The following is a 26,196-nucleotide window of genomic DNA, read 5'->3' as shown; positions in this document are numbered from 1 at the left end:
GCTGTGCCGTAACAGTCGGGTATGGGCGCAAAGAATAGGAACGGACGATGAAAAATGTTGAGATGAGCGTCGAGGGAACACTGTTGACCATCAAGGTGGATTTGTCGAAGGAGTTCGGGCCGTCGGCTTCTGGGAAGACCATTATTATCGCATCCACCGAAGGCAATGTGACGATTCCAGGGCGAGAGGAGAAGATCGGGTTGAATGTCTATCGCAAGAAAACAGCATGACCGGGGTCGACCGCGAGACGTCGCTGAAGCGGCCTTCCTGCTCGGTCCTTGTGACGCATCGCATCTATGCCCAATATCCCGCTGGATTCTTGTCGTTAAAAGGAGGACAATGCCAAACAAAGCAGTGGAACGGTCGCACCAAGACCTCTCAGGGTTCGTTGACCGCCATGCTGATGTCCACGCCGGTTTCCACGCAGCCCGCTCCTACGATCCTCATCGTTGATGACGATCCTGACATCACCCTCGTCCTGCAAGATCTTCTCGAACATGCCGGGTATCGCGTGTTGGTCGCCGGTACCGGGGCAGAGGCCCTCGCCAAGGTCAAGACGGAGTCTTTCTCCGCGGTGCTTCTGGATTTGATGCTCCCTGACATGGACGGCCTCTCCGTGTTGACCCTCGTGAAAGAACTTGATCCGGTCCTGCCGGTGATTATGTTGACCGCGTTTGTGGAGGTGGCGAAGAAACATGCCTCGCTCACCGAAGGCGCGTTCGGGTACCTGACGAAACCCTATGATGGCGAGGAGGTGAAGGCGCTGATCAAGAGGGCGGTCGGGGTCAACCATCTTTCCCTGGAAGCCGCCTCGGCTCGGCAGGCCTTGACCGCCAGCGAAGAGCGATTTCGAGAGGTCGTTCAGACTGCCCCCGACGCCATCGTGTTGGCCGATGGAGAGGGCTTTATCCTGTCATGGAATAGCGCGGCGGAACGCCTGTTCGGGTATTCAGCCGCAGAGATTCTGGGGCAGTCGCTCACGAGAATCATGCCGGAACGGTACCGTGCCAACCATGAGCGGGCATTGGCGCGGGTGCGCACGACCGGAGACCTGCGACTGAAGGGGACCGTCGTCACCATGCACGGGTTGCACAAGGACGGACGGGAGTTTCCCATCGAGATGTCGCTCAGTAGCTGGATGTCCGGCGGGCAACGGGTGCATTGCGGCATTGTGCGCGACATCACTGCGCGAAAGGAAGCAGAGGCACGGTTGCTCCAGCAGCAGATCGAGCAGCAGGTTCTCTTGGATTTGATCCCCGCGATGGTTTGGTACAAGGATTCGCACAACCGCATTCTGCGCGCAAATCGGCGGGCCGCCGAGTCTTTGCACAAGACCGTGTCGGAAATTGAAGGCCATGCCACGGATGAATTTTATCCGGAAGAGGCCGAGCGGTATCATCAAGACGATTTAGAGGTGATCGTGTCCGGCCGCGCGAAACTCGGCATCGTCGAGCCGTACCGGACCGGTTCGGGTGAGAAGCGTTGGGTACAGACCGACAAGGTGCCCTATCTCGACACGCGAGGCAATGTGCTGGGTGTCTTAGTGTTCGCACAGGACATTACCGAGCGGAAACAGCAGGAGGCAACCTCTCAGGAGCGGGAGGACTTGCTGCGCCTGGTGATGGAGTCGGCGACGAATGGCCTCTTCGTGGCCGACGCGGAAGGCAAGATTGAGATGGCCAATAGGCGTGCGGAACAGCAATTCGGCTATGAGGCGGGTGAACTTCCAGGGCAACGGCTGATGCAGGTGTTCTCCAATCTGCTGTGCGATACTATTGCTATGACGGCGCCCGGGGTCGAACATGGAACGGGCAGGCGCAAAGACGGTACCGAATTCCCCGCCAGCATCCAGGTACGACGGCTGGAGACGTCGAAAGGTATGCATGTCGTCGTGGCGATCTCTCCCGCGGAAGAGCCCGCATGAACCTTCGCTTCGTGTTCATTATCCTGGTGCTCTGTTTCATCGGCCTCCTGCTCGTTCTCGGCATTCGTACGGCTATCCTGTGGGTGAGAGCGCATTTCCCTCAACGCGCCAATATCATCCTTGCGGGCGCATCCATGACTGCCGCAGCGGCGGTGGTGCTGTTGGTGGTTGAAGTCATGGATCAGCCGCTGTTTCGACCGCATGATCTGCTCACGCTACGGGAACCGGTGGTGGCGAAGACTATCCCTGCTGATCGCGGCGTCGGTAGTATGATGTGCGTGGTGGATGTCCACGAACATCTCGGTGTGTTGGAGGTCGAAGTCGAACGGGGTCTACTCCGAGCGAGGGTGGAGAGTAATAGCGCCACAGGGCCGGCCTTCTGTCCGATCGGGGCTGAGGTGCGTATCGATCTCACTTGGCTTCATCGCGTTTCGGTGACGCGCCGACAGGCACAGGTGAGCGGTTCATAGCCGTGTGTGGCCGCTCTTGACTCACCGGTGCAGAGGGGCCTATCGTAGGCGAGTGGGGGGAGTTAACGCCCCGGGGGAATATGTACAACAAGGGGATTGAGTGTTGAGGATGGTGTGCATGCCCGGCCTGTACCGGGAAGCCTGAAGTCCTCTCGAGATCTCCGCCGTATCTACCTCTCCTCGGTAGGTGCGTCCTCCTCCCACCCAAATCATTCCGCACAGAACCATCCGTCCGTCGGTTATTCCAGTCCGCCTCTCCGACCCTCCGTCACCGTCCATTGACCCGACGAGAATCCCGTCAAGGCTTGACTCTCCTGGTTGTTCCCTGTAAACGACGAAGAGTATACGTATCGTGTCTGCGGGTTGTGTGCTGTCGTTCGTTGTGAATTCCTTGCTTGAGAGGTTGAATGGCCACCAAGACATCACGCCCACGTGCCGCTTCCTCCGCACCCATACCGCCCTCCGATTCGAGTGAGCCAGCCGCGACCATGCCACGCAAGAAGACGCAGGCCGGAGCAACGTCCGCTCCCGTGGTGACGGCCGTGGAGATGGGCGCGCGGCAGCGGGAGATTTCCGTCTCCGAATTTTTCACGAAGAACCGGCATCTGCTCGGCTTTGACAATCCGCGTAAGGCGCTGCTGACCTGCGTCAAGGAAGCGGTCGACAATTCATTGGATGCCTGCGAAGAAGCCGGGATTCTGCCCGATGTGACCGTGAAACTCGAAATCGTGACGGCCGGTCAGACGCCCGTTGCGCCGAGCCAGGCGACGCGGTTCCGCATCACCGTCACCGACAATGGGCCCGGCATTGTCCGCCAGCAGATTCCACGCGTATTTGCGAAATTACTCTACGGGTCGAAGTTTCATCGTATGCGAATGAGCCGTGGACAGCAGGGCATCGGCATCTCTGCCGCCGGCATGTATGGGCAACTGACGACCGGGAAACCCGTGAAGGTCATTTCCCGCACGGGCCCGCGAGCGGCGGCGCATTATTTCGAAGTGCAGATCGACACGAAGAAGAATGAGCCGCTGGTGCACGAAAATAAACAGATCGAATGGCATCAGCCGCAGGGGACCGAGGTGACGCTGGAAGTCGAGGGACGGTATCAGAAGGGGCGCGCGTCGGTCGACGAATGGCTGGAGCAAACCTCGATTGCGAATCCTCACGTGCGGCTGATCTACCAGACTCCGGAGGGGGAGACGAAGGAGTACCCGCGTTCCTATCACGAGCTGCCGCCGTCGCCGAGGGAAATCAAACCGCATCCCTACGGCATTGAATTCGGTGCTCTCCTGAAAATGTTGCAGGACACGAAGAGCCAGACGGTCGCCGGGTTCTTGGCCGGTGACTTTTGTCGTGTCTCACCGGCGCTGGCGGAAGAGATGTGCAAAGCGGCCAAACTCTCGCCCAACACGAAGCCCCGTGACGTGAAACCCCAGGCCGCGGAAGTACTGTATAAAACCATCCAGGCCACAAAAATCATGGCGCCTCCGACGAACTGTATTTCGCCGATCGGAGAAAAGGCGATTCTCTCGGGGCTGTACAAGCAGATCAAGGGCGAGTTTTATACGGCGGTCAGTCGGCCGCCGGCCGTGTATCGCGGCTATCCGTTCATCATCGAAGCGGGGCTGGCCTTCGGGAAAGGCCCGGAGGAGGCGGCAAAGCCTCAGCAGGCTAGCGTGCCGCTTGCAGAGGGTGAAGACCAAGGCCATGAATCGGAATTGGCCCGGGTGATCCGATACGCGAATCGGGTGCCGTTGCTGTATCAGCAGTCCGCCTGTTCGACCTTTAAGGCCGTGCTCAGCACCACGTGGCGGAACTACGGCGTCACGCAATCCCGTGGTGCCTTGCCCGCCGGGCCAATGGTAATTTTCGTGCACATGGCGTCCGTCTGGGTTCCGTTCACCAGCGAGTCGAAGGAAGCCATTGCGGACTACGATGAAATTCAGAAGGAAATCACCCTGGCGCTGCGCGAGGCGGGACGTCGTTTGGGCATCTTTCTGCGTCGGCGTGAGCGGGCGGCGAGCGAATTCCGACGGCGTAATATTTTCGATCTCTATATCGAAGAGGTCGTTGCGGCCTGCAATCGCTTGAAAGGCGGGAAGCTTCCGACTGAGAAGTTGAAAGAGCAGCTGCATAAGATTGCGAGTTCCCGAACGGGAGGCGTCAAGACCGACGAAGCGTTGGGGAAGACCGGTGCCGGGCCTGAAGGATTGCCGCACTCGATCATCGTCACGGCCGAAGGGATTGAAGGTGAGACCGAGATTGCTCAGCAGTCTCCTGCAGCGGATGCCGCCTCTCCACCGCCCATGCTTGCCGACTCCACCCCGACGTCGAAATCGCCCAGACGGGGAAGGCGAGTCGTCAAGCCGACGCTAGCATCCGCAAAAGGCAAGGTGGCCGCGAAGGCCAAAGGCGCAGGTGGGCAGCAGGAGATGTTCGCCGCCGAACCAACGCAGGCGAGGAAGGCGGCGCCTCGAAAAACATCGCCTCGAAAGACATCATCCGGCACAGCGAGGCCCACCCGCAAAAGGACATAGGACAGGTTATGGCACAGGCGAAAGCAAAGAAAAACGGAGTCGTGGCGAAGAAGCTCGTCGGCATGGCCGACGTCGTGATTGCGGCCGCGCAGAGAGCCAAAGACCCGACCTTCGAGATTCCGATGCGCGCCCTGTCGAACGTGTCGTTCAACCCCCGGCGAGGGCTGATCGAGATGGGCGACAAGAAACAAGCGCGCTCGTTCTTTAACGTCGGCATGGCGAAGAAGTTCATGCAGACCATGCTGGTGGCCGATGCACTGGCGGAGTTACAGCAGGCCGATCTGACCACGTCGCTGAGGGAAATTTATTACCGGACCAAGCATACGATTCAGGACTCCCACGAGAACACCTTTGACACGCAGGACGAGTCTGATCCGATTATCGAGGATCTGGAAGTGTCGCTCATCGCCCTGCGCGAGGAACTGCACGTGCGGGCGGAGAACAGCGGGAGCATTGTGGGGCCGGTGGTGTTCGGCGATGACGGTGACCGGGTGGATTGCGCCAAGCTCGGCAAGGGCGGCTATTCCGTACCCTCCATTGTCGAACCGGAATATCTCGAAATCCGCCGTTGCACGGCCGACTTTCTGCTCTTAGTCGAAAAAGGCACCCAATGGAACCGCCTCTCCGAAGACAAGTTCTGGCGGCGCTACAATTGCGTGTTGTTGACCGGCAATGGCCAGCCTCCGCGGGGCGTCAGGAGGCTAGCGCGACGTCTGCACGAAGAGTACAAGTTGCCGGTCTACGTGCTGGTGGACAACGATCCCTGGGGGTACTATATCTATTCCGTGGTGAAACAGGGGTCGATCAATCTCGCGTTCGAGAGCCAGCGCATGGCCATCCCAAAGGCGAAATTCATCGGGTTATCCAGCGCGGACCCGGAGCGGTACGAGTTGCCGAGGAACGTGGGGATTAAGCTGAATGAGAAGGACATCACCCGCGCGAAGGAATTGTTGAACTATCAATGGTTCCAGAAACCATCCTGGCAGCAGGAAATCAAGCGGATGCTCACCAGCGGCCTGAAATACGAACTGGATGCCCTGGCCAACAAAGACTTTCAGTATTTGACCAAGAAGTACCTGCCGCGAAAACTGAAAGAGAAAGATTGGTTGGATTAACCGACCGGTTCCGCCGCATTTGCCCGACCCTCATGTCGAAACAACTATCTGATGCTCCTGGAGTCACCACATGCAGATGCTGATGTTGGCCTTTCGGTCGTCGTTAAAGGAACGAGTGCACGTGTTACTCGAACAGTGTGATGTCCGCGCGTACACGGAGCTGCCTGAGACTATCGGGGCAGGACACACGGGGCCCGTGGAAGGCGTCTCCTTCTATCCGGGGGTCAACCATGTCATCATGGTTGCCGTGGACGATGTCCGGGCCGACAGGGTCGAACAGGCCGTCAAGGCTTGGCGTGACGAAGTGGTTCAACGGCCGGGTGGGCAGAAGCCCTCCATTGCGGTCTTTAGCTGGCCTTGCCGGCAGCTCGTGTAGTCGAAGAAACGGAGTGTCTGTGCGTCTGAATGACAGATCGTATCCAGGGCGGCTTCAGAGGGATATCTGGGTTTTCAGCCTCAGCGTGGTCGTGATGATAACCCCGACGTTCGTGACCGCCCAGACTTCCGCACCGGCATCGCCGCAACAAAGCCAACCGGGACAAACTCCTCAAATGCCGGGCACTCTGCCGCTGCTGCAAAATCCATTTGCGCAACAGTCGATGATCACCTCAACCGCCTCGGGGGCCAGTGCGCCTCAAAGCAATACGATTCCTTCCAGCCAAGGCAAGTCGTTCGGGACCATCGGTAAAGGGTTGCCGGGTATGACCGGCGGGCCGGCGCTGACTGCCCCCATGGGATCGCAGGATCCTTCCTCACGCTACATGCGCCCCACAGTGATTCCGCCGCTGTTTTGTGATCCAGCGATCAATATTCCCTGCTGACAGTCTGCGAACGAACAGGCGGACCAGTCGAGAGAAATGTCGTGGAAGCCGGTCAGGAGTTCCGCTTGAAGCCTGCGCGTGGCTCGATGCGGATACTGCCGGTCGGGGTCATCGTGCCTTGCGGGTTGTCGGCGTCGAGCCACACGTTAAAGCGGACCGTGCCGGGTTTGGCGAAGCAGAGACTGGCGTATTGTTGGGGAGCGATCGTGACCGTGTCCTGCACCACGCCGAATTGGGAGAAGCCTTTCCCGCATTCGAGAAGTGCCGGGGTACCTTCCTCGAGCAGGCGTAGTCGGACAGGCTCAGGGTTTAGGTTTTGCCACCGAATCTCATCGCCGATTTGCGCGATGAGCTGGCGAGGAGCGATGTCCATTCGAATATTCACGTAACGAACCGCACCGGTGAGCTTGGTGCCGACGGTTGTGCCGCAACCGCTGGTCATGCTGGTGGAGAGGAGAAGGAGACAGAGCACAATGATGGAGCGCATGCGCGATCTTACAGAAACCCTGCGGGCCGACGCTACTAGGATTGTTACGGGGGTGAATACATGTCGAAATACCTGTCAACCATAGGCACGAGCGGTCGTTGTCTTGAGTAACGGCAAATACATGGTTCAGAGTGCAGCGCATGCTCCTGACTTACGATGAGGCCCGTCACTTCCTGTCCCGCACCGGTTTCGGCGGAACCCCCGACGAGATTCACCGGTTCATGACGTTGGATCGGCGGGCTGCGGTCGCGCAGGTGCTGGCCATTCCCACGAACAAGGCACGCACTCCGCCCCCGACGTGGATTCATCGGCTGCCTCCCTTGCCCCATGTACGCAAGCAGTGGAGTCAGCGGGATCGGCGTCTCTTTCATGAGGAGTTGAAGACTCACGGCCAGGAGTTGAAAGCTTGGTGGTATCACGAGCTCATCACGACGCCAACTCCGCTGTTGGAGCGGATGACCCTCTTCTGGCATACCCACTTCACGTCCAGTCTGCACAAGGTCAGATGGCCGCCGTTTCTGCATCAGCAGAATGTCCTGCTACGCCTCTATGCCGTGGGTTCCTTTGGGACGTTACTGCATGCCATGGCCAAGAATCCGGCCATGCTGCTGTATTTGGATACGCAGACGAACCGCAGGGAGCATCCCAACGAAAACTTCGCCCGTGAACTGTTTGAACTGTTTACACTCGGCGAAGGACACTATCACGAACAGGACATCAAGGAAGCGGCGAGGGCATTCTCGGGCTGGCACGTGGATCTCCGCACCGGAGTCTTTCGTGTCGATCTGCGACAGTATGATGGCGGGTCGAAAGTCGTGTTCGGCAAGACTGGTCGCTTTGAGGGCGACGATATCCTGTCACTCACGTTAGAGCAGCCCGAAGTCGCACGCCACCTGGTCGGCAAACTGTGGAAGGAGTTCGTGTCCGATCAGCCGGATCAGACGGAAGTGGAGCGCCTTGCCGAGTCGTTCAGGCGCAGCAACTATGACATATCCTCACTCTTGAATGACCTGCTGCTGATTCCACAGTTCTGGGCGCCGGAGAATCGCGGCTCCTTGATCAAGTCTCCGGTGGAACTGCTTGTGGGGACCACCAGGCTCTTCAATCTTTCGATAGAAGACGCCTCGCATCTGATTGGCGCCGCCCGTCGGATCGGCCAGGATCTGTTCGATCCGCCGAACGTGAAGGGCTGGCCCGGCGGCATGCGCTGGATTACCACCTCGACCTTGTTGGACAGGACGCAGATTCTTCATCGAATGATCCGCGGCCATGAACTGGGTCATCCTCAAGGCATGGGGGGGATGCAACAGCGGCACGGAGTGAACTGGCTCACGACCGAACCGCTGGATCTGGTGCAGGCCACGCTGCTGGCGTTGCCCCCGGTGGAACCGCTGGCATCGGAAGAGGATCGAGCTCAGATCGTCCATCAGTTGGTATCGGATCCGGTCTATCACTTGAAATGAGGGCGCAGGATGCCGAACGGATTGACTCGACGGGCCCTCCTCAACGCCGCGATGGCACTGCCGCTTCTCCTCTCTCGCCCTGTCTCATGGGCTGTGGCAGGGGTGGGTGAGGCGAGGGACAGGTCCCGCGTACCCCCTGCTCGTGAACGCATCCTGCTGTTGGTTGAGCTACATGGTGGGAATGACGGCCTGAATACACTCATCCCTTATGAGAGTGACGCCTATTATCGAGCCCGCCCGCAATTGGCCATTCCGCGCGAGCAGGTTCGTCGGCTGACCCCCAAGGTCGGGCTACACCCGGCGCTGTCGCCTCTGATGCTCTTGTGGGAAAGTAAGGAGCTGGCCTGGGTGCAGGGGGTGGGCTACCCCAAACCAAACCGGTCGCATTTCCGTTCGATTGAAATTTGGGATACCGCCTCGGACAGTGAGCGGGTCCTGGATGTGGGATGGCTCTCAGCGTTGTTCGAACGCGTCCCATTGCCCGCGCGGTTTACGGCCGAGGGGATTCTACTGGGCAAAGGAGATGCCGGTCCGTTAAGCGGCGGAACGGCCAGGACTATCGCACTCCACGATCTCGCTCAATTTCTGCACCAGGCCGGATCGGTGAAACCAGCGTCTGTCCCGACGACGAATCGTGCCCTCGCTCATATTTTGGATGTGCGCGGGGAGATCTCTCAAGCGGCGACTGATCTACAAGGGCGTATTCAGCAGGCTCCGCCGATCGGAAGAGAATTCCCTGCGCATCGATTCGGGAAACAGTTGGAGTTGGCTGCCAGGCTGATTTCCGCGAAGGTCCCGGTAGCCGTCATCAAAGTCACCCACGGGAGCTTCGATACCCATGCGGGCCAGTTGGCGGCTCATCAGCGGCTACTAGATGAACTGGCCCAGGGGTTGGTCACCTTCCGTGCGGCAATGGAAGAGCAGGGACTGTGGAATGAGGTTCTGGTCATGACCTATTCCGAGTTCGGTCGACGAGTGGCCGAGAATGCGAGCCATGGAACCGATCACGGCACAGCGGCGCCGCATCTGTTTATGGGGGGTCGGGTCAAAGGCGGGCTCTATGGTACGGCTCCGTCGCTGACGGATCTGCAGGAAGGCGACCTGAAGCATACTCTGGATTTTCGGAGCCTATATGCGACGGTTATCGAGAAGTGGTGGGGTGTGTCCGGCGCCCCCATTGGGCTCGGGCGGTATCCGCTGCTCGATGTGCTCACCTGAGATGCGGGGCTTGATTTCATGCGTGATTCTTCCTATGCTGGCGCCCTCGGACAAGGAGGTGGGCTCATGGGCAAGCAGGGACTGCGAGGGTTTCGAATGGTGGTTGCCGCCGCATTCGTGTCATGCTTCGTGGCATGGGTCGGTCTGACTGTGCCGGTGCAGGCAGAGATGGTCCTGGGCTCGGATGCGCCACCGGGCAGTCAGACGCCGCGAAGCCGCACTCCGGTGCTCCAACAGACACCGGCTCCGGTGGAGCCATCGCTCCCGTTGCTGCTGGCCGAGGGGTCCAATTCCTGTGAGATCGTCTCTTGTGGAATGGGGATTAAGCAAACCTGCCAGATCACCTGTCCCGCCGATAAGACGCCAAAGTGTAGTTGCGACTGCGAGCGGAGTATCGGCCCGATGTGCATGGACTACAAAGCGAACTGTCGCTGTGAGTAGAGGAGTTCAGGCCGGTCAGTCATTGTCCGGTGCAGAAAATTCCGATCCACCCACTGTCAGGCTCGTTCCTGGCACACGGTATTCTTCTCCCGCCCACGCCCCTAAATCGATCAACTGACAACGTTCGGAGCAGAATGGACGCCAGGGATTGCCTTGCCAGGTTGTCGGTTCGTGGCATTCAGGGCAACGGCTCTGGGAAAGGCGAGATGGGGACAAGGCCTATACCTTCTGACGGGCGATGATGAAATTACTGTACCACCCTGGTGCCGAACGCCGCAAATAACTCGCCGGTCAGGTACGCCGTCTGTTCCCCGTCACGCCAGTGTTTTCGGCGCATATAGTCGTTAAGGACCCGACCATTCGGTGAGCGGTGGAGATGTGGTTGTGCCACGTTCATCCGATAGCGCTCGACGGACCCGGCCACCCGGCTGATAAACACGATCGTGCCGTCGCTCTCCACAGCCTCCACGATCCCGACATGCGTGAGCGGATCGTTGACGAGACCGTCCCCGTTGAAGTCCCAGGTGTTGTCGAAGAAGACCAGATCGCCGGGCTGCACGATCGGCCCGCGGTGGAGTCGTCCATGCTTCAGGAGATGGCTGTAAATGAGCCCCACGCCGTTGGTCGGCCCTTGGACTGCGGCCCCCTCGTAGAGATCGATGCCATGGGCCAGATAGATCGCGCGGGTCACGCCGGCACAATCGTAGCTGATACGTCGGCCCTGGCTCTCGATCGTTTTAGCGCCGACCAGGCTCGCGGCGGTTCGGACGATGGCCTGCTGGCGCGCATCGGGCTTCGTGGTGCGGCAGCAATCAGGCAATGGTGTCACGGCGCGGCGAGGTCCCTGCGATGAGGGGGCAGCGCAGGCGCTCAAGGCGATGGCCAGAACCAGGCCGAAGAGGGTACGAGAGAGTACCGGCATACTGCCTTAAGTATAGCTGGTCCCTAGCCAGCATGCTTCATGAGCACTTCTGCTGCAATCGCCGATTCACTGCTGCGGCGGGCCTTCGGCAGGAGGGTTCGCCCCTCGGACCCTCAACGTACTGCACGAGTACGCGTCGGTTCCTCTTGGCTCCGCGCGCCAGTCTCGCCACGTGACTCGGCGATTTCGCGACGAACCGTCATGAATAATATGGGCTAGCGCGTTCGACCCGGATTGGGAGCCGTCCGGTTGGCCCGCCGGTCGCACAGGTATCAGGTATACAGTTGGTCCTCCTGATCGACCCGTCACGCTCCAGCAGCGGCGAACACCTGACCGATCAAGGCTTGGGCGTCCTCCTGAATGCGGCGTAGATGGGCGTGGCCCTTGAAGCTCTCCGCATACAGTTTATAGACATCCTCGGTGCCGCTTGGGCGTGCGGCAAACCATCCGTTGGCGGTGGTGACTTTTAGCCCACCGATGGAGGCGTGATTGCCCGGCGCTTCCGTCAACATGGCGGTGATCGCCTCGCCCGCCAGTTCACGGCTAGGGACCTGTTGCGGCGAAAGTTTTTGGAGGGCAGATTTTTGTGCTCTGGTTGCCGGAGCGTCGATCCGCTCATAGATTGGTTCCCCGAGCGAGGCAGTCAATTCCTTGTAAAGCGCAGCCGGGTCCTTCCCGGTGACCGCCAGCATTTCCGCAGCGAGCAGGTCCAAGATGATGCCGTCCTTGTCGGTCACCCAGGTGGTGCCGTCGAGGCGCAGAAATGCGGCGCCCGCGCTTTCTTCTCCACCGAACCCCAACGACCCATCACTGAGACCCGGGACGAACCATTTGAAGCCGACCGGCACTTCGACCAATCGGCGCTTAAGTGATTGGGCCACCCGGTCGATGATGCTACTGCTGACCACCGTCTTGCCGATGCCTGCGTCGGATCGCCAACCGGGCCGATGGGTAAACAGATAAGCAATCGCGGCAGCGAGGTAGTGGTTGGGATTCATCAATCCTGCGCTGGGGGTGACGATGCCGTGTCGATCCGTATCGGTATCATTGCCGAAGGCGAGGTCGAACCGGTCTTTCAATGTGATCAATGACGCCATCGCGTACGGCGACGAACAGTCCATGCGGATCTTGCCGTCCCAATCCAGCGTCATAAAGCGGAAGGTGGCGTCGACGCGTTCATTGACGATTTGCAGATCCAGCCCGTAGCGTTCGGCGAGGGGACGCCAGTACGCCACGGCTGCGCCCCCAAGCGGGTCGACACCAAGGCGCAGTCTGGCCGCCTTGATCCGGTCGAGATCGACGACGTGGGCCAGGTCGGACACATAGGAACCAACGAAGTCATGGCGCGAGGTGGTGGATGCCTTCAACGCCTGTTCGTAGGGCAACCGCCTCACCCCGTGTAACTTGGCCGACAGCAGTTCGTTGGCCCGATTCTCGATCACCTTTGTCACGTCGGTGTCGGCGGGGCCGCCGTGGGGCGGGTTGTATTTGAAGCCCCCATCCTCAGGCGGATTGTGCGACGGCGTCACAATGATCCCATCGGCTCTGCCTTCGGTCCGCCCACGGTTGGTGGTGAGGATGGCGTGGGAAATCACCGGGGTCGGGGTGTAGCCGTCCTGTTGATCCAGACGGACATGGACTCCGTTCGCCGCCAGGACTTCCAGTGCGCTTCGTTGGGCCGGCGCGGATAGGGCATGGGTGTCCTTGCCGATGTAGAGCGGGCCGGTCACACCCATCTTGGTGCGGTACTCGCAGATGGCCTGCGTGATCGCGAGGATGTGCGCCTCATTGAATGTCTGCTTGAGCGAGGACCCGCGATGCCCGCTTGTGCCGAAACTCACCCGTTGCTGCGGATCGGACGAGTCCGGCATCTCCTGATAGTAGGCCTGCTCAAGTCTGTCCAGGGCGACGAGTTGTTCTGGTTGTGCCGGTTGACCGGCGCGTGGATGGTGAGCCATAGATTCCTCAGGAGACGATGATGATGAATGATGAATGACAGGATCAGTCCCGCGCAGTATATATGGCTCGATCTCGAATGTCAGGCGCCTGCTTGGTTGCACGGTCCTCCGCCCGGGTGTTAAGATCCGCTCACGTTGAGGAGAGAGGTTGCCCATGCCCAATATTACCTTGTTGCATTCACCAACCTGCGGAGCCTGCCCTTCGGCCAAGCGCCTCTGGAAGGAACTGAGGGTAAAGTATAGCTTTAGCTATCGCGAAGTCGACATCACGACGCCGGACGGGCAGGAGCTGGCCAATCGCCATTCTGTTCGGGCGGTGCCCGCGACGATTATCGATGGTCGGCTGACCTTTGTCGGCGTACCCCCTCGTCAAAGCGCCGAAAAGGCGCTTCAGTTGAAGATGAAACCGCAGGGCGCGTGAGATCGGAGCCGTATGACCGTTCCAGATGACGATGATTTCGAACTGCCTGTCCTTCCCATGATCGACAAGGGCCCGCCTCCTGAATGCGGCACCTGCGGCGATCCCATGAAGTTTATCGACGGCGATTGGGCCTGTGTTGATTGCAACGGCGAACTGCTCGGTCCGGAGACCGGGTAGCCGGCTCCGTCGTGCGTCGCCCGTATCTCGTGATGTGGAACACCGGAGCCTGCAAGTGAGAGGGTTTCGCCCCGCTTCACGGTTCACGTCCTACGACTGACGGTCTTCATGCTCCGCCTCGTGACCGGCCCGTTTCATCCCACGCTCGAATCCCGACTCGTTGACGATCTTCGTGCTCTCAAATCGCAGCATCCGCAGGCCGCCCTGGCGCTCATTGTGCCGTCGGACCAGTTGCGGTTGGCGCTCAAGCGGCTGCTGGTCAAGCGGCATGGGCTGGCGCTCCTCAACGTCCATATTCTCTCGTTTCATCAACTCGCCTTACAGCTGAATGGTGAGCGGCGAGCTCGCGCCGGTTTGGTCGGCGGGGAGCGGCAGATCGAGCTGGTGACGGATGTGTTTTTTGAACATCTCCTGAAGCATCTCGGTCAACGGCGCATTCCGCACACGGAGGCCCTGCGCCTTGACAGTCTCCCGCCGGGGGCCTGGCCTGCCCTTTGGGCCAGTCTGCGTGACGTGAAGGATGCGACCGTGGATTCCACCGTGGCCTTGCGCGCGGTAGAGGAGGGACAGTGTGCGCCGGAGGATGAGTCAAAGCTCAAAGGATTATTTACGTTATATGCGGCGATACGGGAGGCGGCTTCCGCGCTTCGTGTAGGGTCGCCCGATGATCTGGCTGCGCTGGTCACGGAGTATGTACCGGAGTCGCTGTTCCTGCGTGGGCTCAGCGGAGTGTGGTACTACGGGTCCTACGATCTGACCCAGACTCAGTTGACCCTCCTGGAAACCCTGGCGGGTTCATACCCTGTGACGGTGTACTTCCCGCTGGAAGCGGCACCAGGGTATGCCTTTGCGCAGCAGTTTCTGGAACGGTACCTCTATCCTATGGCCGGAACTGCACAGGTGCCCTCTGACCCATCATCGCAACCAAGCCCATCTGATCGAGTCAGAGCAAAGGTATCGGTTGAAGTTCAACACGCCGTGGGCGTGGACGATGAACTGACGCTCGTGTGCAAACAGATCCTGACGTTAATTGAATCCAACGGCTATTGTTTCGAAGACATCGGCGTGGTGGGCCGGACCCTCGCCCCCTATCAGTCCGCGCTTGCGCGAATCTTCGACCAGCACCGCATTCCCTTCGTGTCGAGCGCCGTCGTGCCCCTGTTGCATGAGCCGGCGGTGAAGACCCTCGTTCACCTGGCTCAACTGAAGTCGAATGGGTTGCATCGACCATCTATGTTGGATGTGCTGACCTCTCCGTGGAATCGTTATCTGGCACACGATACCAACGGCATTCCGCCTCGGCCTGATCTTTGGCGGAGGGCGGTGCAGGTATTGGGGATTACTCGGGGTGATGCGGAATGGCGACGGTTGGCGACCTTCGCGCAGCTGGAATCCTGGCCTGATGAACGATCATCAGGACCTTGTGACGAAGAGGACGCATTTCCCATCGATGGGGCCCAACTCCGGATGCTTTGGACCTGTCTCTTGCCGCTGCTCGACGACCTGAAGAGGCTGCCTGATTCCGGCGGGTATGCGGGGTTGACGGATGCATTTTGCGCGCTGGCGGACCACCACCTCACGTTGAACCTGACTGAGAATCGTTCCACCGACGCGACGGCGCAAGGTGAGCAGGCGAGGAATGTGACGGAGGCCTTGACCGGGGTCTTTGCGCAGATGCGGATGCTGGATCGCCTTGAGCTAACCGTCAGCTGGGCTGAATGGGCTGAGACGTTCTTGAACATCCTCGAGCGCTCAAGTTGTGCCCTCACCCCCTCTTCGCATCAGGGTGTGCAGGTGTTGGATGCCATGGCGGCGAGGGGAGTCGGGTTTCGCGCGCTGTTCGTGATCGGCATGAATGAACAGGTGTTCCCACGAGGGATTCAGGAGGACGGTTTCCTGCGTGACCGGCACCGGCTCATGTTGAGTGAGACGCTGGGCTATAAGATCGATCAGAAGCTACAAGGGTACGGGGAAGAGGCGCTGTTGTTCGAACTCCTCTCGGCCTCCGCGTCGGATCGACTGTATCTCTCATACCAGCGCGCCGATGTCGACGGACGTCCGTTAGCGCCGTCCGGGTATGTGGATGCCCTCGGCGGTACGCCCCAAGCGACGCCCACGGATCTGCAGCTGGCCCTGCCCCGTCGATGGTCGGATCGTGTTGATCTGCCACTATTTGCGTCGTCGCTGTTGACGAGGGAAGAGCTGACCGTCAGTGCGGTGCTGAGAGGCCGGGACGCGTCGGCGCTGTTGGATATGGTCGGACGCGAGGGGGTGTTGTTCTCGCATGGAGGTGCCGCTCAGGGTGTCATTGAACAGAGCCATGGGTTGTTGAGCGGCTATGACGGCATGCTGGAGGACCAGACCACCCATTGGCAACGGGTCTGCGAACGAGGATTCTCCCCCACGGCCCTGGAAACCTATGCCCGTTGTCCCTTTCAGTATTTTGTCGCACAAATCTTGAAGCTGGAGCCGGTCTGGCTGGAGACCTCAATGGAACTGCCGCCGCCCGCCATGGGGCAACTTTGCCATGAAGCCTTGCGGCGTTGTTACGAGATCCTGATCGAACAGGGATGGGCGGAAACTATACGTTCGTCATCCGCGATCACGGCAGCTGTGGCGCAGGCCGTGGAGCGGACCTGTGCCGTCTACGCGAAGACCCACGGAACCGGGTACTGCCTCACCTGGCAGATGGCGCAAGAGCGGGTGCACCGGATCGTCGCGTCGGTGCTGGCCTTCGACTGCGGGGCTGGGGCCTCGGGGTTCGTTCCGGTCGCGTGTGAAGTTGATGCGTCGGGAACCCTTCCCGATGGGACCGTAGGCGCGACTGTGCCGATTCGTGGTCGATTTGACCGCATAGATCGGCATCCGACCTCTGGTGCGCTGAGAGTGATTGACTATAAATACCGTGCCCATGACCAAGTAGATGCGAAGGATCGCAATCTGCTGCAAGCGGCGGTGCGGGCGCAGCGTCTGCAACCGGCCCTGTATGCCTTGATGACCCTCGCCGGATCCTCGGGTGACGCGGGGCAAGCCTTCCCCGAACAGGTCGATTTTGTGTATCTACTGCCGCAAGGCGAACCTGCGGTTGAACGGGCCTCGTTTGAGGCGTCCGCCTGGCAGGGACCCTCCGGCCCGCTGTTGAGTCAGACGATGCGGACCTTGCTGGACGGCATCAGGGACGGCCAGCATTTTATTGTGCCGGATGCGACCCATTGCAGCCACTGTGACTTTTCCACTCTTTGTCGTCGGACCCACCAACCGACGTGGTGGCGAGCCTATTGTGCGGCTCCCGCGAAAGCGCTCCGGGAGATACGCTCGCAGAAGGTGACGCGTGACTGAACCGGCACAGATCCCCGACCAGGCCGAGCGGGAAGCCGCCGCCACCACCTTCGATCGCAACGTGGTGGTGATTGCCGGTGCGGGTACCGGAAAAACCACCTTATTGGTAAACCGGCTTCTGTATCTCCTCATGCGTCGCGTGGATCCGCTGGATCTCTCGCGTATCGTGGCGTTGACCTTCACCAACAAGGCCGCCACCGAAATGAAGCTCAGGTTGCGCGAACGGTTGCGCGGATTGCTGCAGTCCGAGGGGCGGGAGGATTCGGTCGCGGCAAGCGGAACGGTCTCGATGGCCGACCTGCGGGTCCGGTACGGCTGGACCACCGATGAGATTGTCGCCCGCGCCAGGACTGCATGGCATGATCTCGAACAGGCGCAGATCGGCACCTTGCATAGCTTTGCCGGCCATCTGCTGCGCTTGTACCCGATTGAAGCGGGAGTGACCCCGACCTTCCAGACGGATGAGGACGGCTCCCGCTTCGAGGAACATTTCACCGCTGAGTGGGACATGTGGCTGGATCGTGAGTTGGGGGATGCAGGCCAGGATCACGACCGTTGGCGGCGGTTGCTGATGTCATGGAGTCTCGAATCCATACGGGATCTGGCCTATAGCCTGCATAGCGAGCTCATTGACCTCGATGGGTTGCGGCAGCAGATAGGCCAGAGCCGGTTGGGTGATGGGTTGCGGGCATGGTTTCTTGCTCGACAAGCAGCGGCGGATCGGCTTCTGGCTCGATACGATAGTCCCAAACGGCGCAAGGTGGAATTGATGCTGGCGGCCATCAGTGTGCTATTCGGAGAGCTCATACGTGCAGGGCTTGATGGCGTGAAGAGCCTGCCCGATGAATCTCGTGAGTTACTGACGAAGGAGCTCGGCAAGGCCCCAAACGGCTGGACAGAGGAAGATTTCGCGGTAGTCGAATCGTTACAGCGGATCGCCAAACGACTGTTCAAGATCGATCATGAGGACCTGTCGCAACTGCTGGATATCCTGACTCCGTTCGTGCAGTCCGTGCGACGATCGTTTGTGGATTCCGGCTGGCTCACGTTCGATGGTCTGGTCGGGAAGGCCCGCACCCTGCTTCGGGACCATCCGGCGATCCGAGAGCAATTGAAGCGTGAGTATCGTGCCTTGCTGGTCGATGAGTTTCAGGACACCGATCCTGTGCAGTACGAGATTGTCCTGTATCTGGCCGAACGCCTGGGCGGGCAGGCGGCATCCTGGCGGGATACCGAATTGGAGGCAGGGAAGTTATTTATCGTCGGAGATCCTAAACAGTCGATCTATGCATTTCGCCGGGCTGATATTGAGGCCTTCGATCACGTGGTGGACAGGCTGGAGCGCAACGGCGCGTTGCGCTGTGAACTGGCGACGAATTTCCGCAGCCACGCGCAGGTGCTGGAGGTGGTCAACGGTGTCTTCAACAATCTGTTGGTCGCAGAGCCTTCGGTTCAGCCCCCGAATGTGCCGCTGACCGTGCAGCCGAATCGATCGGATCAGATGGGTGATCCAGGAGTCGAGCTTCGGCTGGTCGTATCGGAAGACGCGGACGATGTAGATTCCTCCGCGGCCACGCGAATGGAGGCGGAGCAGATCGGGCTTACGCTCTCCCGCTTGTTGTATGGATCCGAGCCAGAAGGTGGCGCCACCAAATCGGATACGCGGTTGCGGCCCGGGCACGTGGCGCTTTTGTTTCGAAAACTCACCCAGTCGGAACCCTACCTGGAAGCCCTCCGCCGCCATGACATTCGGTACGTCATCGACGGGGAGAAACACTTCTATCGTCGTCAGGAAGTGGTCGACTTGGTGAACCTCCTGTGTTGCATCGAAAATCCCCATGACCACATTGCGCTGGTCGGCGTGTTGCGGTCGTCGTTGGGAGGCATTCCCGACTCCGTGTTGGTGCACCTTCGAGAGTTGGAGGCGCTGGATTACCGCCGGGCCGGCCGGCTTGCCGACTGGAAGAGTCCGCATGCCGAACCGCTCCGACGCCTGTACGGGATCCTGGCCGCATTGTATGAGCGGGCACGGCGTTGTCCGCTCCCCGAAGCCGTGGACCTCATCTTTCAGCAACTCCCGCTGTTGGAATTGGCCGCCGCGTCACTGCATGGGGAACAAGCGGTGGCCAATTTGTTCAAGGTACGGCAGATGGCTACCGACCTGGCGGATCGCCCCGCGCTGACCTTGAATGGATTCGTTGGGTTGATGCGGGACCGGCTCATCGAGCAACCTGAGGAGGCGGAGAGCGCTCTGTCGGAGGATACGTTGGATGCCGTCCGGGTGTTGACGATCCACAAGGCAAAGGGGCTTGAGTTTCCGCTGGTGATTCTCGCCGGGTTGCACCATGGAGACGGAGCGGCACGAGGCCGGTCGGGGCCACTCATTTGGCACGACTGGTCGACCGGTGTTCAGGGCCTCGATTTCGGTGACTGTTGCTCGGTTGGTGCCGTATTAGCGGCCGAGAAAGCGCGTGCCCGCGAAGAGGCCGAGCGTCGCAGATTGTTGTATGTGGGTATGACCCGCGCCAGGGAATCCTTGTTGTTGTCCGGAGCGTTGCCGAAACGCCGGGTGCGTGGCGCCTTGCTGGAGTTATTGGAGGAGGCAGCCGGGGCTGACTTGAACGGGGAGGCGCACATGGAGATGCCACTCGTCGGCGTGGGGCTACGACACACGATCCTCAAGGGGAGTGGCCGGGCGCCGGCGAAGGAACGCACCAGACCGGTGATGCTGGAGGAAGGGGTGGCCGACAAAGAGGTCGCGCGTCGATGGGAGCAGCGGGATCACACCTGGCAGGTCTACCGATCAGCGTCGCTGCTTGTCTCGCCGTCGGACTTTGTGCGCAAGCCGACGCGGCTCCCCACAGGAGAAGCGGCAGCGACGGGGAGGCGACTGGCCGGGAACGTCTTCGGGACCATGGTCCATCGTGTGCTTCAGCATTGGGACTTTACCGGAGACGTGGAGTCCCAACTGGCTGCCGTGACGGTGACTTCCCTCGCGCTTGATGTGCTGGATGATCGGGATCAGCAAGCCCTGCTGGATGAGCTTCGGCAACTCCTGCGCACATTTGCTGGATCGGATCCGTATACCCGTCTGCGCCGGGCTACGGTGATCGGACGGGAAGTGCCGTTTCTCATGCCGTGGAACGAGGGTCGGCAAATCCTGGAGGGGGTTATCGATGTCCTCTATCACCTCGACGGGCAGCTCTGGATTGCGGATTATAAGACAGATATGATTCCGCTCGATCAGGCGGCGACGCGAGCCCAGGCCTATCGGGAACAGGCGACATTGTATCAGGAGGCGGTCGCGCGTTCGCTGGGAAAGCCGGTTGCAGGGTTTGAGTTCATCTTCCTCCGGCACGGAGTCGCGATCACAGTGTAAGGGAAGGGAGAAGCCATGCGACGCATACTCTGGGCGCTGGTGGCAGTCGTGGCGGTCATCGGGTGTGCGGGACCACGCAAAGTGGAGGTGCGACCGCTCCACGCACCGGCCGGCACGAGCGCAGCAGTCAGTCAGCAGTTGGAGCAGGGCAATCGGTTACTGACGCAGGAGGACTGGGCCGGGGCCCGCCAGATCTATCTCGACACGATCCAGGCCGATCCCACCTTGGCGGAAGCCCATTACAATCTGGCGTTGGTCTTGGATAAATTGGGCGACAAGGCCGACGCCCGGAAGCACTATGTCGCCGCGGCAAATCTGGCTCCCGGCAACAAGGTGATCTGGGATGCTCCACCACTGCGTAAATACGACAGCGAACTTGGATTGAGCAAAAAATCCTGGATGGACGCCAACCCAAAATAATTCATGGCTAGAGGGGGGCGGCGGAGCCGGAATCGGTTCGCAGTGGTCGCTTGCGTTGAGAGGCGATGGCGAGGATCACCGCGCCTGCGACGATCATCGGAATGCTCAACATCTGTCCCATGGAGATTGAGCCGATGAGAAAGCCGATCTGTGCATCTGGTTCACGAAAAAACTCCACCACGATTCGGCAGAGCCCATAGCCCACCAGAAACGCTCCGAACACCGTCCCCGCCGGGGGAAGTCGACGGGTAATCAGCCACAACACCGTAAACAGCAACAATCCTTCCAGGAACGCTTCGTACAGTTGCGAGGGATGTCGGCAGACCATGCCTCCTGCAGGGAAGACCATGCACCAGTCCACGTCCGTCGGGCGGCCGTACAGTTCACCGTTGATGAAGTTGCCGATTCGCCCCAGTCCAAGGCCTACCGGGGTCACACCGGCGGCAAGGTCGGCAATGGTCAAGACCGTCATCCCCTGGCGTTTGGCGAACAAGATCAACGCCACGATCGTGCCGATTAAGCCACCGTGAAACGACATGCCGCCTTCCCAGACCGCCAAGATTTTCAGGGGATTCTCCAGGTAGTAGGAGAGGTTGTAGAAGAGCACATACCCCAACCGTCCGCCGGCAAAGACCCCGACCGCCGCATAGACGATCATGTCGTAGACTTGATCTTTGTCGAGTGGCAAACGTTGCGCTCTCGCCCTTGCTCCGATGATGAAGTAAGCCAGCGTGAGTCCGATCAGATACATCAGGCCGTACCACCGGAACTGGAGGGGGCCTAGACGGAGAAATACGGGGTCGATATCGGGATACGGGATGGCGTGTAACCAGGGCAGCATAGAAGGACTCCACATAGTTTCGCGATCTTATGTGAGCGCGACCGGCATTGCAAGGCAAGCCGAGAACCCTTGCTGGACAAGGCTTGAGGCGGGGTCATGAGTTTCCCCTACATTGACCTGTCGCTTTTCTGAAACGGTTGTCTCCTGCGATTGTTCACAAAACAGCACCGTTTATGAGAAGGGCCTCATGTGACGTCATGAATGTGCCGCAATGCCCCGAAAATCCCGGTCACCCATCTGTGGCACAGTTGATGCTGTACCTCATAGTAGCGCTCGCCGTAATCAGTGAACCGTCAACCTTGTTGTTTAAAAGGGAGGAAGTCACGATGTCTACCAAGGGGCGTGAAGCAGCGAAGATTGCAGCGATCATCGGTGGTGGAGCGGTGGTAGGAGCGGCGTTGGGAATACTGCTGGCTCCGAAGTCCGGGGCGGAGACGCGACGCGACGTCGCCAGGTATGCCAAACGTGCCCAGCTTCAGGCGACGCGCTTTGGTCGATCGGTGAAGACCGGAGTCTCGTCCATGGTGGAACGGAGCCGAGCGTTGGTCAAGAAGGATGATCAGAAGGAGGCTGCGTAAAAAGCCGTCCAGAAGGCCAGACGGCGGCGCGGCTGAACCAGCGGGCGTCGGTGTTGTGCCCCATGCGGATATGCGTCGATTGTGCCGACAAGAGGTGAACAGGGTTGCCACGGCCTGTCTCGCGAGGGACAGGCCCTGTGCACATCATTGGTTCTGCGCTCGGGTGACTTGACCCTCCGGAACCCTGGTGTTAGATTTCGCCGCGTTGCATTGCTCTGCGGGAGTGGTGGAATCGGCAGACACCCAGGACTTAAAATCCTGTGTCATACCAATGGCGTGCGGGTTCAAGTCCCGCCTCCCGCACCACAATGCCGGCCGAGCACAGGTTCCCGGCCTCAGACTCTCTGCCTGTCCGCACTGTCCGCTCTGCCTTCCAAGGAAGGATGTTCGGGGGGTATTAGAGTCCCCGCACTGATCGTGTCGGCTTCATGTAGTTCTGATCTTCGGTTCCCAAATCCTCATGGCAGATGCGCGAGTCGGCAGTGGCTTTCACCTTGTCGATGATGCCGCGCGACCGGAGCGCCTCCCTGAGGGTATCCGGGGTGGGGTAACTGTCCATAATCACGGCTGGGCACACGACAAGGGTTCGCTCGACGGTCTGGTTGAGGATGACCTTGAATTTGGTGTCGGCCAAGGGATCTCTCCTCGGCACCACTGCCTCCACGGCATAGGGAGGTTGAAATTCCGTCTCCAGAAACTCTTTGATGACGTGCACCTTTCGTCGCGCGTAGTCGTCTGTCACGATGATGTTCCTTTCGGGCTCAGTTCCCACCACAGGTCAGGTTCTGCTCGGGCAGACCGTGGTGTGATGCTGGGGCGATCTTAAGAGATACGCGATGCAAATTCCAAGACTGCAGGAGAATGTTGTTCAGGTCAATGCTCCAGCCTGGCCCCAGCTTTCTCTGAAAGCTCAAAACGTTAGAGCAGCCTGATATGCCCCTCTCTGCCATGAAACGTTGCATCGCTCCCATGCCGGAGTCTTCGTGGCGCTCTGATATACTTGCCATAGTTAACCATGGCGATGTAGCCGTGATGAGTGGTGAGGGGAGAGGCGAGAATGGTACCACGCATCGCAGAGGTGTCTGTGCAGCAGGGTGACTCCTCAGGAGGCGGGAAACAGGTGAGTCCCGCACATGAGGCGTGCCATTCGATGCAGGCCGCGTCTTCCGAGCATCGCGATGGGTTGCGTTGTCCTGCCAAGAAGTGCGCAGGGCTGCTGAAAGCCTCTGAGGCGGACTACAATTTCCGCTCCGGTCTGGAGACTTGGGTCTGCGAAGCTTGTGGGCATCGGGGGTTTCGCTCGCGTGAGGGTGTGATTCACCTGTTTCGTGGAGGGTATGAGTTCAATTTCAGTTACGGGCCATCCACGCAGACGATCACCGTGGTGTTGAGTTCCGCGGCTGTCAACTTGTGGAGCACACACGGTGTGAACGAGGAGCGACTGGCAAAGATGGCTGCAGAGTGGACCTTGTTGTGTGGAAATACCAAAAAGCCGGTCAGTCTTGGCCTGCCCTCCGAAGAATTCGCCGATTTCTATCTGTACTCCTGCGGCGATTAACGGCTTTGGATTCTCGCCCTGGCTGTGTGGGAGGCGACCTGCTCTCCTCTTCCGCGACGACTCCTGGCATTCCTGTGTGATCTGTCCCGGTATCCTCTCCCGCCTCTCACCATTTACCCAGCCAGTTCCGACACCCTGCGTAATAAGACGCAATCGCAATCGCGAGGACGAAGAGTGCCTGCATGACGTGCTGCACGAGCACGCTCGGGTCGATCGTTCGCGTGACGAACAGAATGCCTGAGGCCACCAGGGTGACGACGAAGGTGGTGCGCTTCGGACAAAGACTGCCGTCGCGTTTGCTCTGCATGGCCAACACGATCCAGACACAGGCCCATCCGATGGCACCCACCACCAGCGCAGCGGCGAGGTCCGTCATCCCGACCATCAGACTGCTGAGGCCCAGCTCCATTTTGGGACGTCGCGGCAGTTCGATGCGGATGCGATAGAGCTCACCGACCGACAGCGCCAACCAAATCAGGAGAATACCCAGCACGAAACTCCCTCGGCCCATTTCGTCGGAGAACAGACGCTTTCGGGGTTTGGCCTCGCCAGCTGATTTGAGCGGGAAGCCCTGAAAGTGCGGGGTGAAGTCGTAGCCACATTCGCAATACTGTGCAGCATCGGGATTGGCCAGCAGACAGCGCGGACATTCCAGAGGGATGGGTTTGCTCATTTTGCCACGACACTCATGTTAGAATCGCGCGCGGGCTCTGCCCGGAACCATGGTTCTTGAGGAGGATTCTATGCCTGTTTCGCTGCGTCCGTTGCGCTTTGCCTGTCTCGGCGCGCTGTTCGCGGGGACGTCTGTCGCCGCCGGCGCATTTGGCGCCCATGCGTTGAAGTCGATTCTCGATCCACCCATGTTGGCCGTCTACGAGACGGCGGCACGGTACCAAATGTACCATGCTCTCGGTCTCTTTGTCGTAGCCTGGCTCTGGCGCGAAACAGAACATCCGTTGGTGATCAAGGCCGGCTGGTTACTGTGCACCGGTATTGTCTTGTTCAGCGGGAGCTTGTATCTCGTCGCGCTGGCCGGGATCAAGTGGATGGGGGCACTGACCCCGCTGGGCGGGGTCTCATTTATCGGCGGATGGACCTGCGTGGCTCTTGTCGCGTGGCGAGCCAGCCGCACTCAGTGATGCTGACGACGGGGTGACACCGTCGGCTTTCCCCCTCCCTCGTTGAAGCAGGTCGCGGTGCGCTTTCCGGTAATTGATCCCCACCCGCCTGCCGTATTGACGAACGTCCCTTCCAAACGTTGTCCCTCTGCCGAAAAGATCAGGCTGTCTTCCTGCACCCCGGCCCGGGTTTCCCATCGCAGATAGACGCTGTCGCCGAGGACCGTGATCTCGGCGGGACTGTTCGAGGACACGGTTCCCGGAGGCGCAAAGATCACGGATGTCTTCTCTTCGCGGTGATTCTGATGATTGTGAATGGACCATTGCCAGGTGCCGCAGAGACGCGTGAGACCTCGTTGTTGCCGGACCTGATCTTTCCAGTTGTAGATGCGAAACCATTCTCGATGGGCCGTTTCGCTTGCCCAGGCTTGAAGGTCCGCGGCAGCTCCGCCGAGGCGGGCAATCTGTTCCTCCGTCGGTGACTCGCTGCTCAACGCCAGCACCTGCTTCAGTGCTGATTCGAGGGACGTGCCTTCTGTGAGCCACGTCATTTGGGCTTCGACCTGACGTTGCACCGCCTGGCGTTGGTCGGCCGTGGTAGTGGAATTCAGATCCTTAGTGACTTGCGCCAATTGCCAGGCCGCGAGGGCGCGAACCAGTTCGTTGGCCGCTCGTGTGAGATCGGTGATCAGCAATTCCCGGCTCATCGTCGGGGTAAGTCCCTTGGCCCCGATAGTCATAGCAGCATCCTGCAAGCCCAACTGCGGTCCGATGGCCGTCTTGAATAGGGCAAGCGCCTCACCCTGTGCGGGAAGCGCCGCCAATTGGGCGGCATTGGCTTTCGCCACATCGTGAAATGCCGGTAGCCGGTTGACAAGTGCAGGGGGTGGAGGTGCCGGCGTCGGCTCTTCGGCTCGAGCGGCCACCGGAACAGTCAACAGTGCGATCAGCGCGCAGCTGAGAAACAGGGAGCGAGTGGCGTGATTCGGCATGACTGAGGCTGCTTTCT

Annotated in this window: 26 protein-coding genes and 1 tRNA gene; 19 read left to right on the top strand and 8 right to left on the bottom strand. The window is 59.8% G+C overall.

Annotated features, from left to right (window positions below):
* The first annotated feature begins 47 nt into the window (after positions 1-47).
* The 7 genes from KJA79_RS18420 to KJA79_RS18390 all read left to right on the top strand — a co-directional run bounded on the left by KJA79_RS18420 (position 48) and on the right by KJA79_RS18390 (position 6,867).
* A complete protein-coding gene (locus KJA79_RS18420) occupies positions 48-230 on the top strand; it encodes a hypothetical protein (RefSeq protein WP_213043522.1) in 183 nt (60 codons plus the stop codon).
* Complete coding sequence (locus tag KJA79_RS18415; protein ID WP_213043521.1) at positions 227-1,924, top strand: hybrid sensor histidine kinase/response regulator; 1,698 nt, start codon at positions 227-229, stop codon at positions 1,922-1,924. Before KJA79_RS18420 ends, KJA79_RS18415 begins: the two co-directional genes overlap by 4 nt.
* A complete protein-coding gene (locus KJA79_RS18410; protein WP_213043520.1) occupies positions 1,921-2,394 on the top strand; it encodes a hypothetical protein in 474 nt (157 codons plus the stop codon). The genes KJA79_RS18415 and KJA79_RS18410 overlap by 4 nt, the downstream gene beginning before the upstream one ends.
* A gap of 488 nt (positions 2,395-2,882) precedes the next feature.
* Positions 2,883-4,931, top strand: coding sequence for a DNA topoisomerase VI subunit B (locus KJA79_RS18405; RefSeq protein WP_246507770.1), 2,049 nt, complete (start codon positions 2,883-2,885; stop codon positions 4,929-4,931).
* A gap of 8 nt (positions 4,932-4,939) precedes the next feature.
* Positions 4,940-6,046, top strand: a complete 1,107-nt coding sequence (locus KJA79_RS18400) for a DNA topoisomerase IV subunit A (RefSeq protein WP_213043519.1) — start codon at positions 4,940-4,942, stop codon at positions 6,044-6,046.
* 70 nt (positions 6,047-6,116) lie between these two features.
* Positions 6,117-6,422: a hypothetical protein gene (locus KJA79_RS18395; protein ID WP_213043518.1), complete on the top strand. Its 306-nt coding sequence runs from the start codon at positions 6,117-6,119 to the stop codon at positions 6,420-6,422.
* Positions 6,423-6,513: 91 nt separating this feature from the next.
* The gene (locus KJA79_RS18390) at positions 6,514-6,867 is read left to right on the top strand and encodes a hypothetical protein (protein ID WP_213043517.1); all 354 of its coding nucleotides are present in this window, start codon (positions 6,514-6,516) and stop codon (positions 6,865-6,867) included.
* A 52-nt stretch (positions 6,868-6,919) separates the two neighbouring features.
* Here KJA79_RS18390 and KJA79_RS18385 read toward each other — a convergent pair whose 3' ends face one another.
* Positions 6,920-7,354: a hypothetical protein gene (locus KJA79_RS18385; RefSeq protein WP_213043516.1), complete on the bottom strand. Its 435-nt coding sequence runs from the start codon at positions 7,352-7,354 to the stop codon at positions 6,920-6,922.
* Between the two features lie 140 nt (positions 7,355-7,494).
* Here KJA79_RS18385 and KJA79_RS18380 point away from each other — a divergent pair, with 140 nt between their 5' ends.
* The 3 genes from KJA79_RS18380 (at position 7,495) to KJA79_RS18370 (ending at position 10,476) form a co-directional block, all read left to right on the top strand.
* Positions 7,495-8,817 (top strand): DUF1800 domain-containing protein, encoded by a 1,323-nt coding sequence (locus KJA79_RS18380; RefSeq protein WP_213043515.1) that lies wholly within the window; start codon positions 7,495-7,497, stop codon positions 8,815-8,817.
* A 9-nt stretch (positions 8,818-8,826) separates the two neighbouring features.
* Positions 8,827-10,035 carry a DUF1501 domain-containing protein gene (locus KJA79_RS18375; RefSeq protein ID WP_213043514.1) on the top strand — a complete coding sequence of 403 codons (1,209 nt, stop codon included), beginning with the start codon at positions 8,827-8,829 and terminating at the stop codon, positions 10,033-10,035.
* Positions 10,036-10,101: 66 nt separating this feature from the next.
* Positions 10,102-10,476: a hypothetical protein gene (locus KJA79_RS18370; protein WP_213043513.1), complete on the top strand. Its 375-nt coding sequence runs from the start codon at positions 10,102-10,104 to the stop codon at positions 10,474-10,476.
* A gap of 15 nt (positions 10,477-10,491) precedes the next feature.
* On the opposite strand, the gene KJA79_RS18365 is transcribed toward KJA79_RS18370, so the two are convergent.
* The 3 genes from KJA79_RS18365 to pgm form a co-directional block, all read right to left on the bottom strand.
* Positions 10,492-10,692: a DNA gyrase inhibitor YacG gene (locus KJA79_RS18365; protein ID WP_213043512.1), complete on the bottom strand. Its 201-nt coding sequence runs from the start codon at positions 10,690-10,692 to the stop codon at positions 10,492-10,494.
* Between the two features lie 31 nt (positions 10,693-10,723).
* The gene (locus tag KJA79_RS18360; RefSeq protein WP_213043511.1) at positions 10,724-11,398 is read right to left on the bottom strand and encodes an NlpC/P60 family protein; all 675 of its coding nucleotides are present in this window, start codon (positions 11,396-11,398) and stop codon (positions 10,724-10,726) included.
* A 305-nt stretch (positions 11,399-11,703) separates the two neighbouring features.
* Entirely contained in the window at positions 11,704-13,356 is a 1,653-nt protein-coding gene (pgm, locus tag KJA79_RS18355; protein WP_213043510.1) for a phosphoglucomutase (alpha-D-glucose-1,6-bisphosphate-dependent), read from the bottom strand.
* A 154-nt stretch (positions 13,357-13,510) separates the two neighbouring features.
* Here pgm and KJA79_RS18350 point away from each other — a divergent pair, with 154 nt between their 5' ends.
* The 5 genes from KJA79_RS18350 to KJA79_RS18330 all read left to right on the top strand — a co-directional run bounded on the left by KJA79_RS18350 (position 13,511) and on the right by KJA79_RS18330 (position 21,092).
* Entirely contained in the window at positions 13,511-13,777 is a 267-nt protein-coding gene (locus tag KJA79_RS18350; RefSeq protein ID WP_080877184.1) for a glutaredoxin family protein, read from the top strand.
* A gap of 12 nt (positions 13,778-13,789) precedes the next feature.
* Positions 13,790-13,954 carry a hypothetical protein gene (locus KJA79_RS18345; protein ID WP_213043509.1) on the top strand — a complete coding sequence of 55 codons (165 nt, stop codon included), beginning with the start codon at positions 13,790-13,792 and terminating at the stop codon, positions 13,952-13,954.
* A gap of 108 nt (positions 13,955-14,062) precedes the next feature.
* Entirely contained in the window at positions 14,063-17,293 is a 3,231-nt protein-coding gene (locus KJA79_RS18340) for a PD-(D/E)XK nuclease family protein (protein ID WP_213043508.1), read from the top strand.
* The gene (locus tag KJA79_RS18335; RefSeq protein WP_213043507.1) at positions 17,286-20,672 is read left to right on the top strand and encodes a UvrD-helicase domain-containing protein; all 3,387 of its coding nucleotides are present in this window, start codon (positions 17,286-17,288) and stop codon (positions 20,670-20,672) included. Before KJA79_RS18340 ends, KJA79_RS18335 begins: the two co-directional genes overlap by 8 nt.
* Positions 20,673-20,687: 15 nt before the next feature.
* Positions 20,688-21,092: a tetratricopeptide repeat protein gene (locus KJA79_RS18330; RefSeq protein WP_213043506.1), complete on the top strand. Its 405-nt coding sequence runs from the start codon at positions 20,688-20,690 to the stop codon at positions 21,090-21,092.
* Positions 21,093-21,099: 7 nt separating this feature from the next.
* Here KJA79_RS18330 and lgt read toward each other — a convergent pair whose 3' ends face one another.
* Positions 21,100-21,912 (bottom strand): prolipoprotein diacylglyceryl transferase, encoded by an 813-nt coding sequence (gene lgt, locus KJA79_RS18325; protein WP_343224274.1) that lies wholly within the window; start codon positions 21,910-21,912, stop codon positions 21,100-21,102.
* 347 nt (positions 21,913-22,259) lie between these two features.
* Here lgt and KJA79_RS18320 point away from each other — a divergent pair, with 347 nt between their 5' ends.
* On the top strand, positions 22,260-22,511 hold the full coding sequence (locus KJA79_RS18320) for a YtxH domain-containing protein (RefSeq protein ID WP_213043504.1): 252 nt from the start codon (positions 22,260-22,262) through the stop codon (positions 22,509-22,511).
* 217 nt (positions 22,512-22,728) lie between these two features.
* Positions 22,729-22,817: transfer RNA gene (locus KJA79_RS18315), tRNA-Leu, on the top strand.
* 91 nt (positions 22,818-22,908) lie between these two features.
* On the opposite strand, the gene KJA79_RS18310 is transcribed toward KJA79_RS18315, so the two are convergent.
* Positions 22,909-23,253 (bottom strand): hypothetical protein, encoded by a 345-nt coding sequence (locus tag KJA79_RS18310; protein WP_213043503.1) that lies wholly within the window; start codon positions 23,251-23,253, stop codon positions 22,909-22,911.
* 315 nt (positions 23,254-23,568) lie between these two features.
* On the opposite strand from KJA79_RS18310, the gene KJA79_RS18305 reads away from it, so the two are divergent.
* Entirely contained in the window at positions 23,569-24,069 is a 501-nt protein-coding gene (locus KJA79_RS18305) for a hypothetical protein (protein WP_213043502.1), read from the top strand.
* 106 nt (positions 24,070-24,175) lie between these two features.
* Here the strand turns inward: KJA79_RS18305 and KJA79_RS18300 are convergent, their stop codons facing one another.
* Complete coding sequence (locus tag KJA79_RS18300; protein ID WP_213043501.1) at positions 24,176-24,742, bottom strand: hypothetical protein; 567 nt, start codon at positions 24,740-24,742, stop codon at positions 24,176-24,178.
* A 70-nt stretch (positions 24,743-24,812) separates the two neighbouring features.
* On the opposite strand from KJA79_RS18300, the gene KJA79_RS18295 reads away from it, so the two are divergent.
* On the top strand, positions 24,813-25,208 hold the full coding sequence (locus KJA79_RS18295) for a DUF423 domain-containing protein (RefSeq protein ID WP_213043500.1): 396 nt from the start codon (positions 24,813-24,815) through the stop codon (positions 25,206-25,208).
* On the opposite strand, the gene KJA79_RS18290 is transcribed toward KJA79_RS18295, so the two are convergent.
* Positions 25,202-26,179: a hypothetical protein gene (locus KJA79_RS18290; protein WP_213043499.1), complete on the bottom strand. Its 978-nt coding sequence runs from the start codon at positions 26,177-26,179 to the stop codon at positions 25,202-25,204. The genes KJA79_RS18295 and KJA79_RS18290 overlap by 7 nt on opposite strands.
* Positions 26,180-26,196: the final 17 nt, after the last annotated feature.

Origin of the sequence: Nitrospira defluvii, from assembly GCF_905220995.1 — a bacterium.
Classification (GTDB): Bacteria; Nitrospirota; Nitrospiria; order Nitrospirales; family Nitrospiraceae; genus Nitrospira_A; species Nitrospira_A defluvii_C.
Note: the sequence above shows the minus strand (reverse complement) of the source record. Positions and strands in the feature narration are given on the sequence as shown.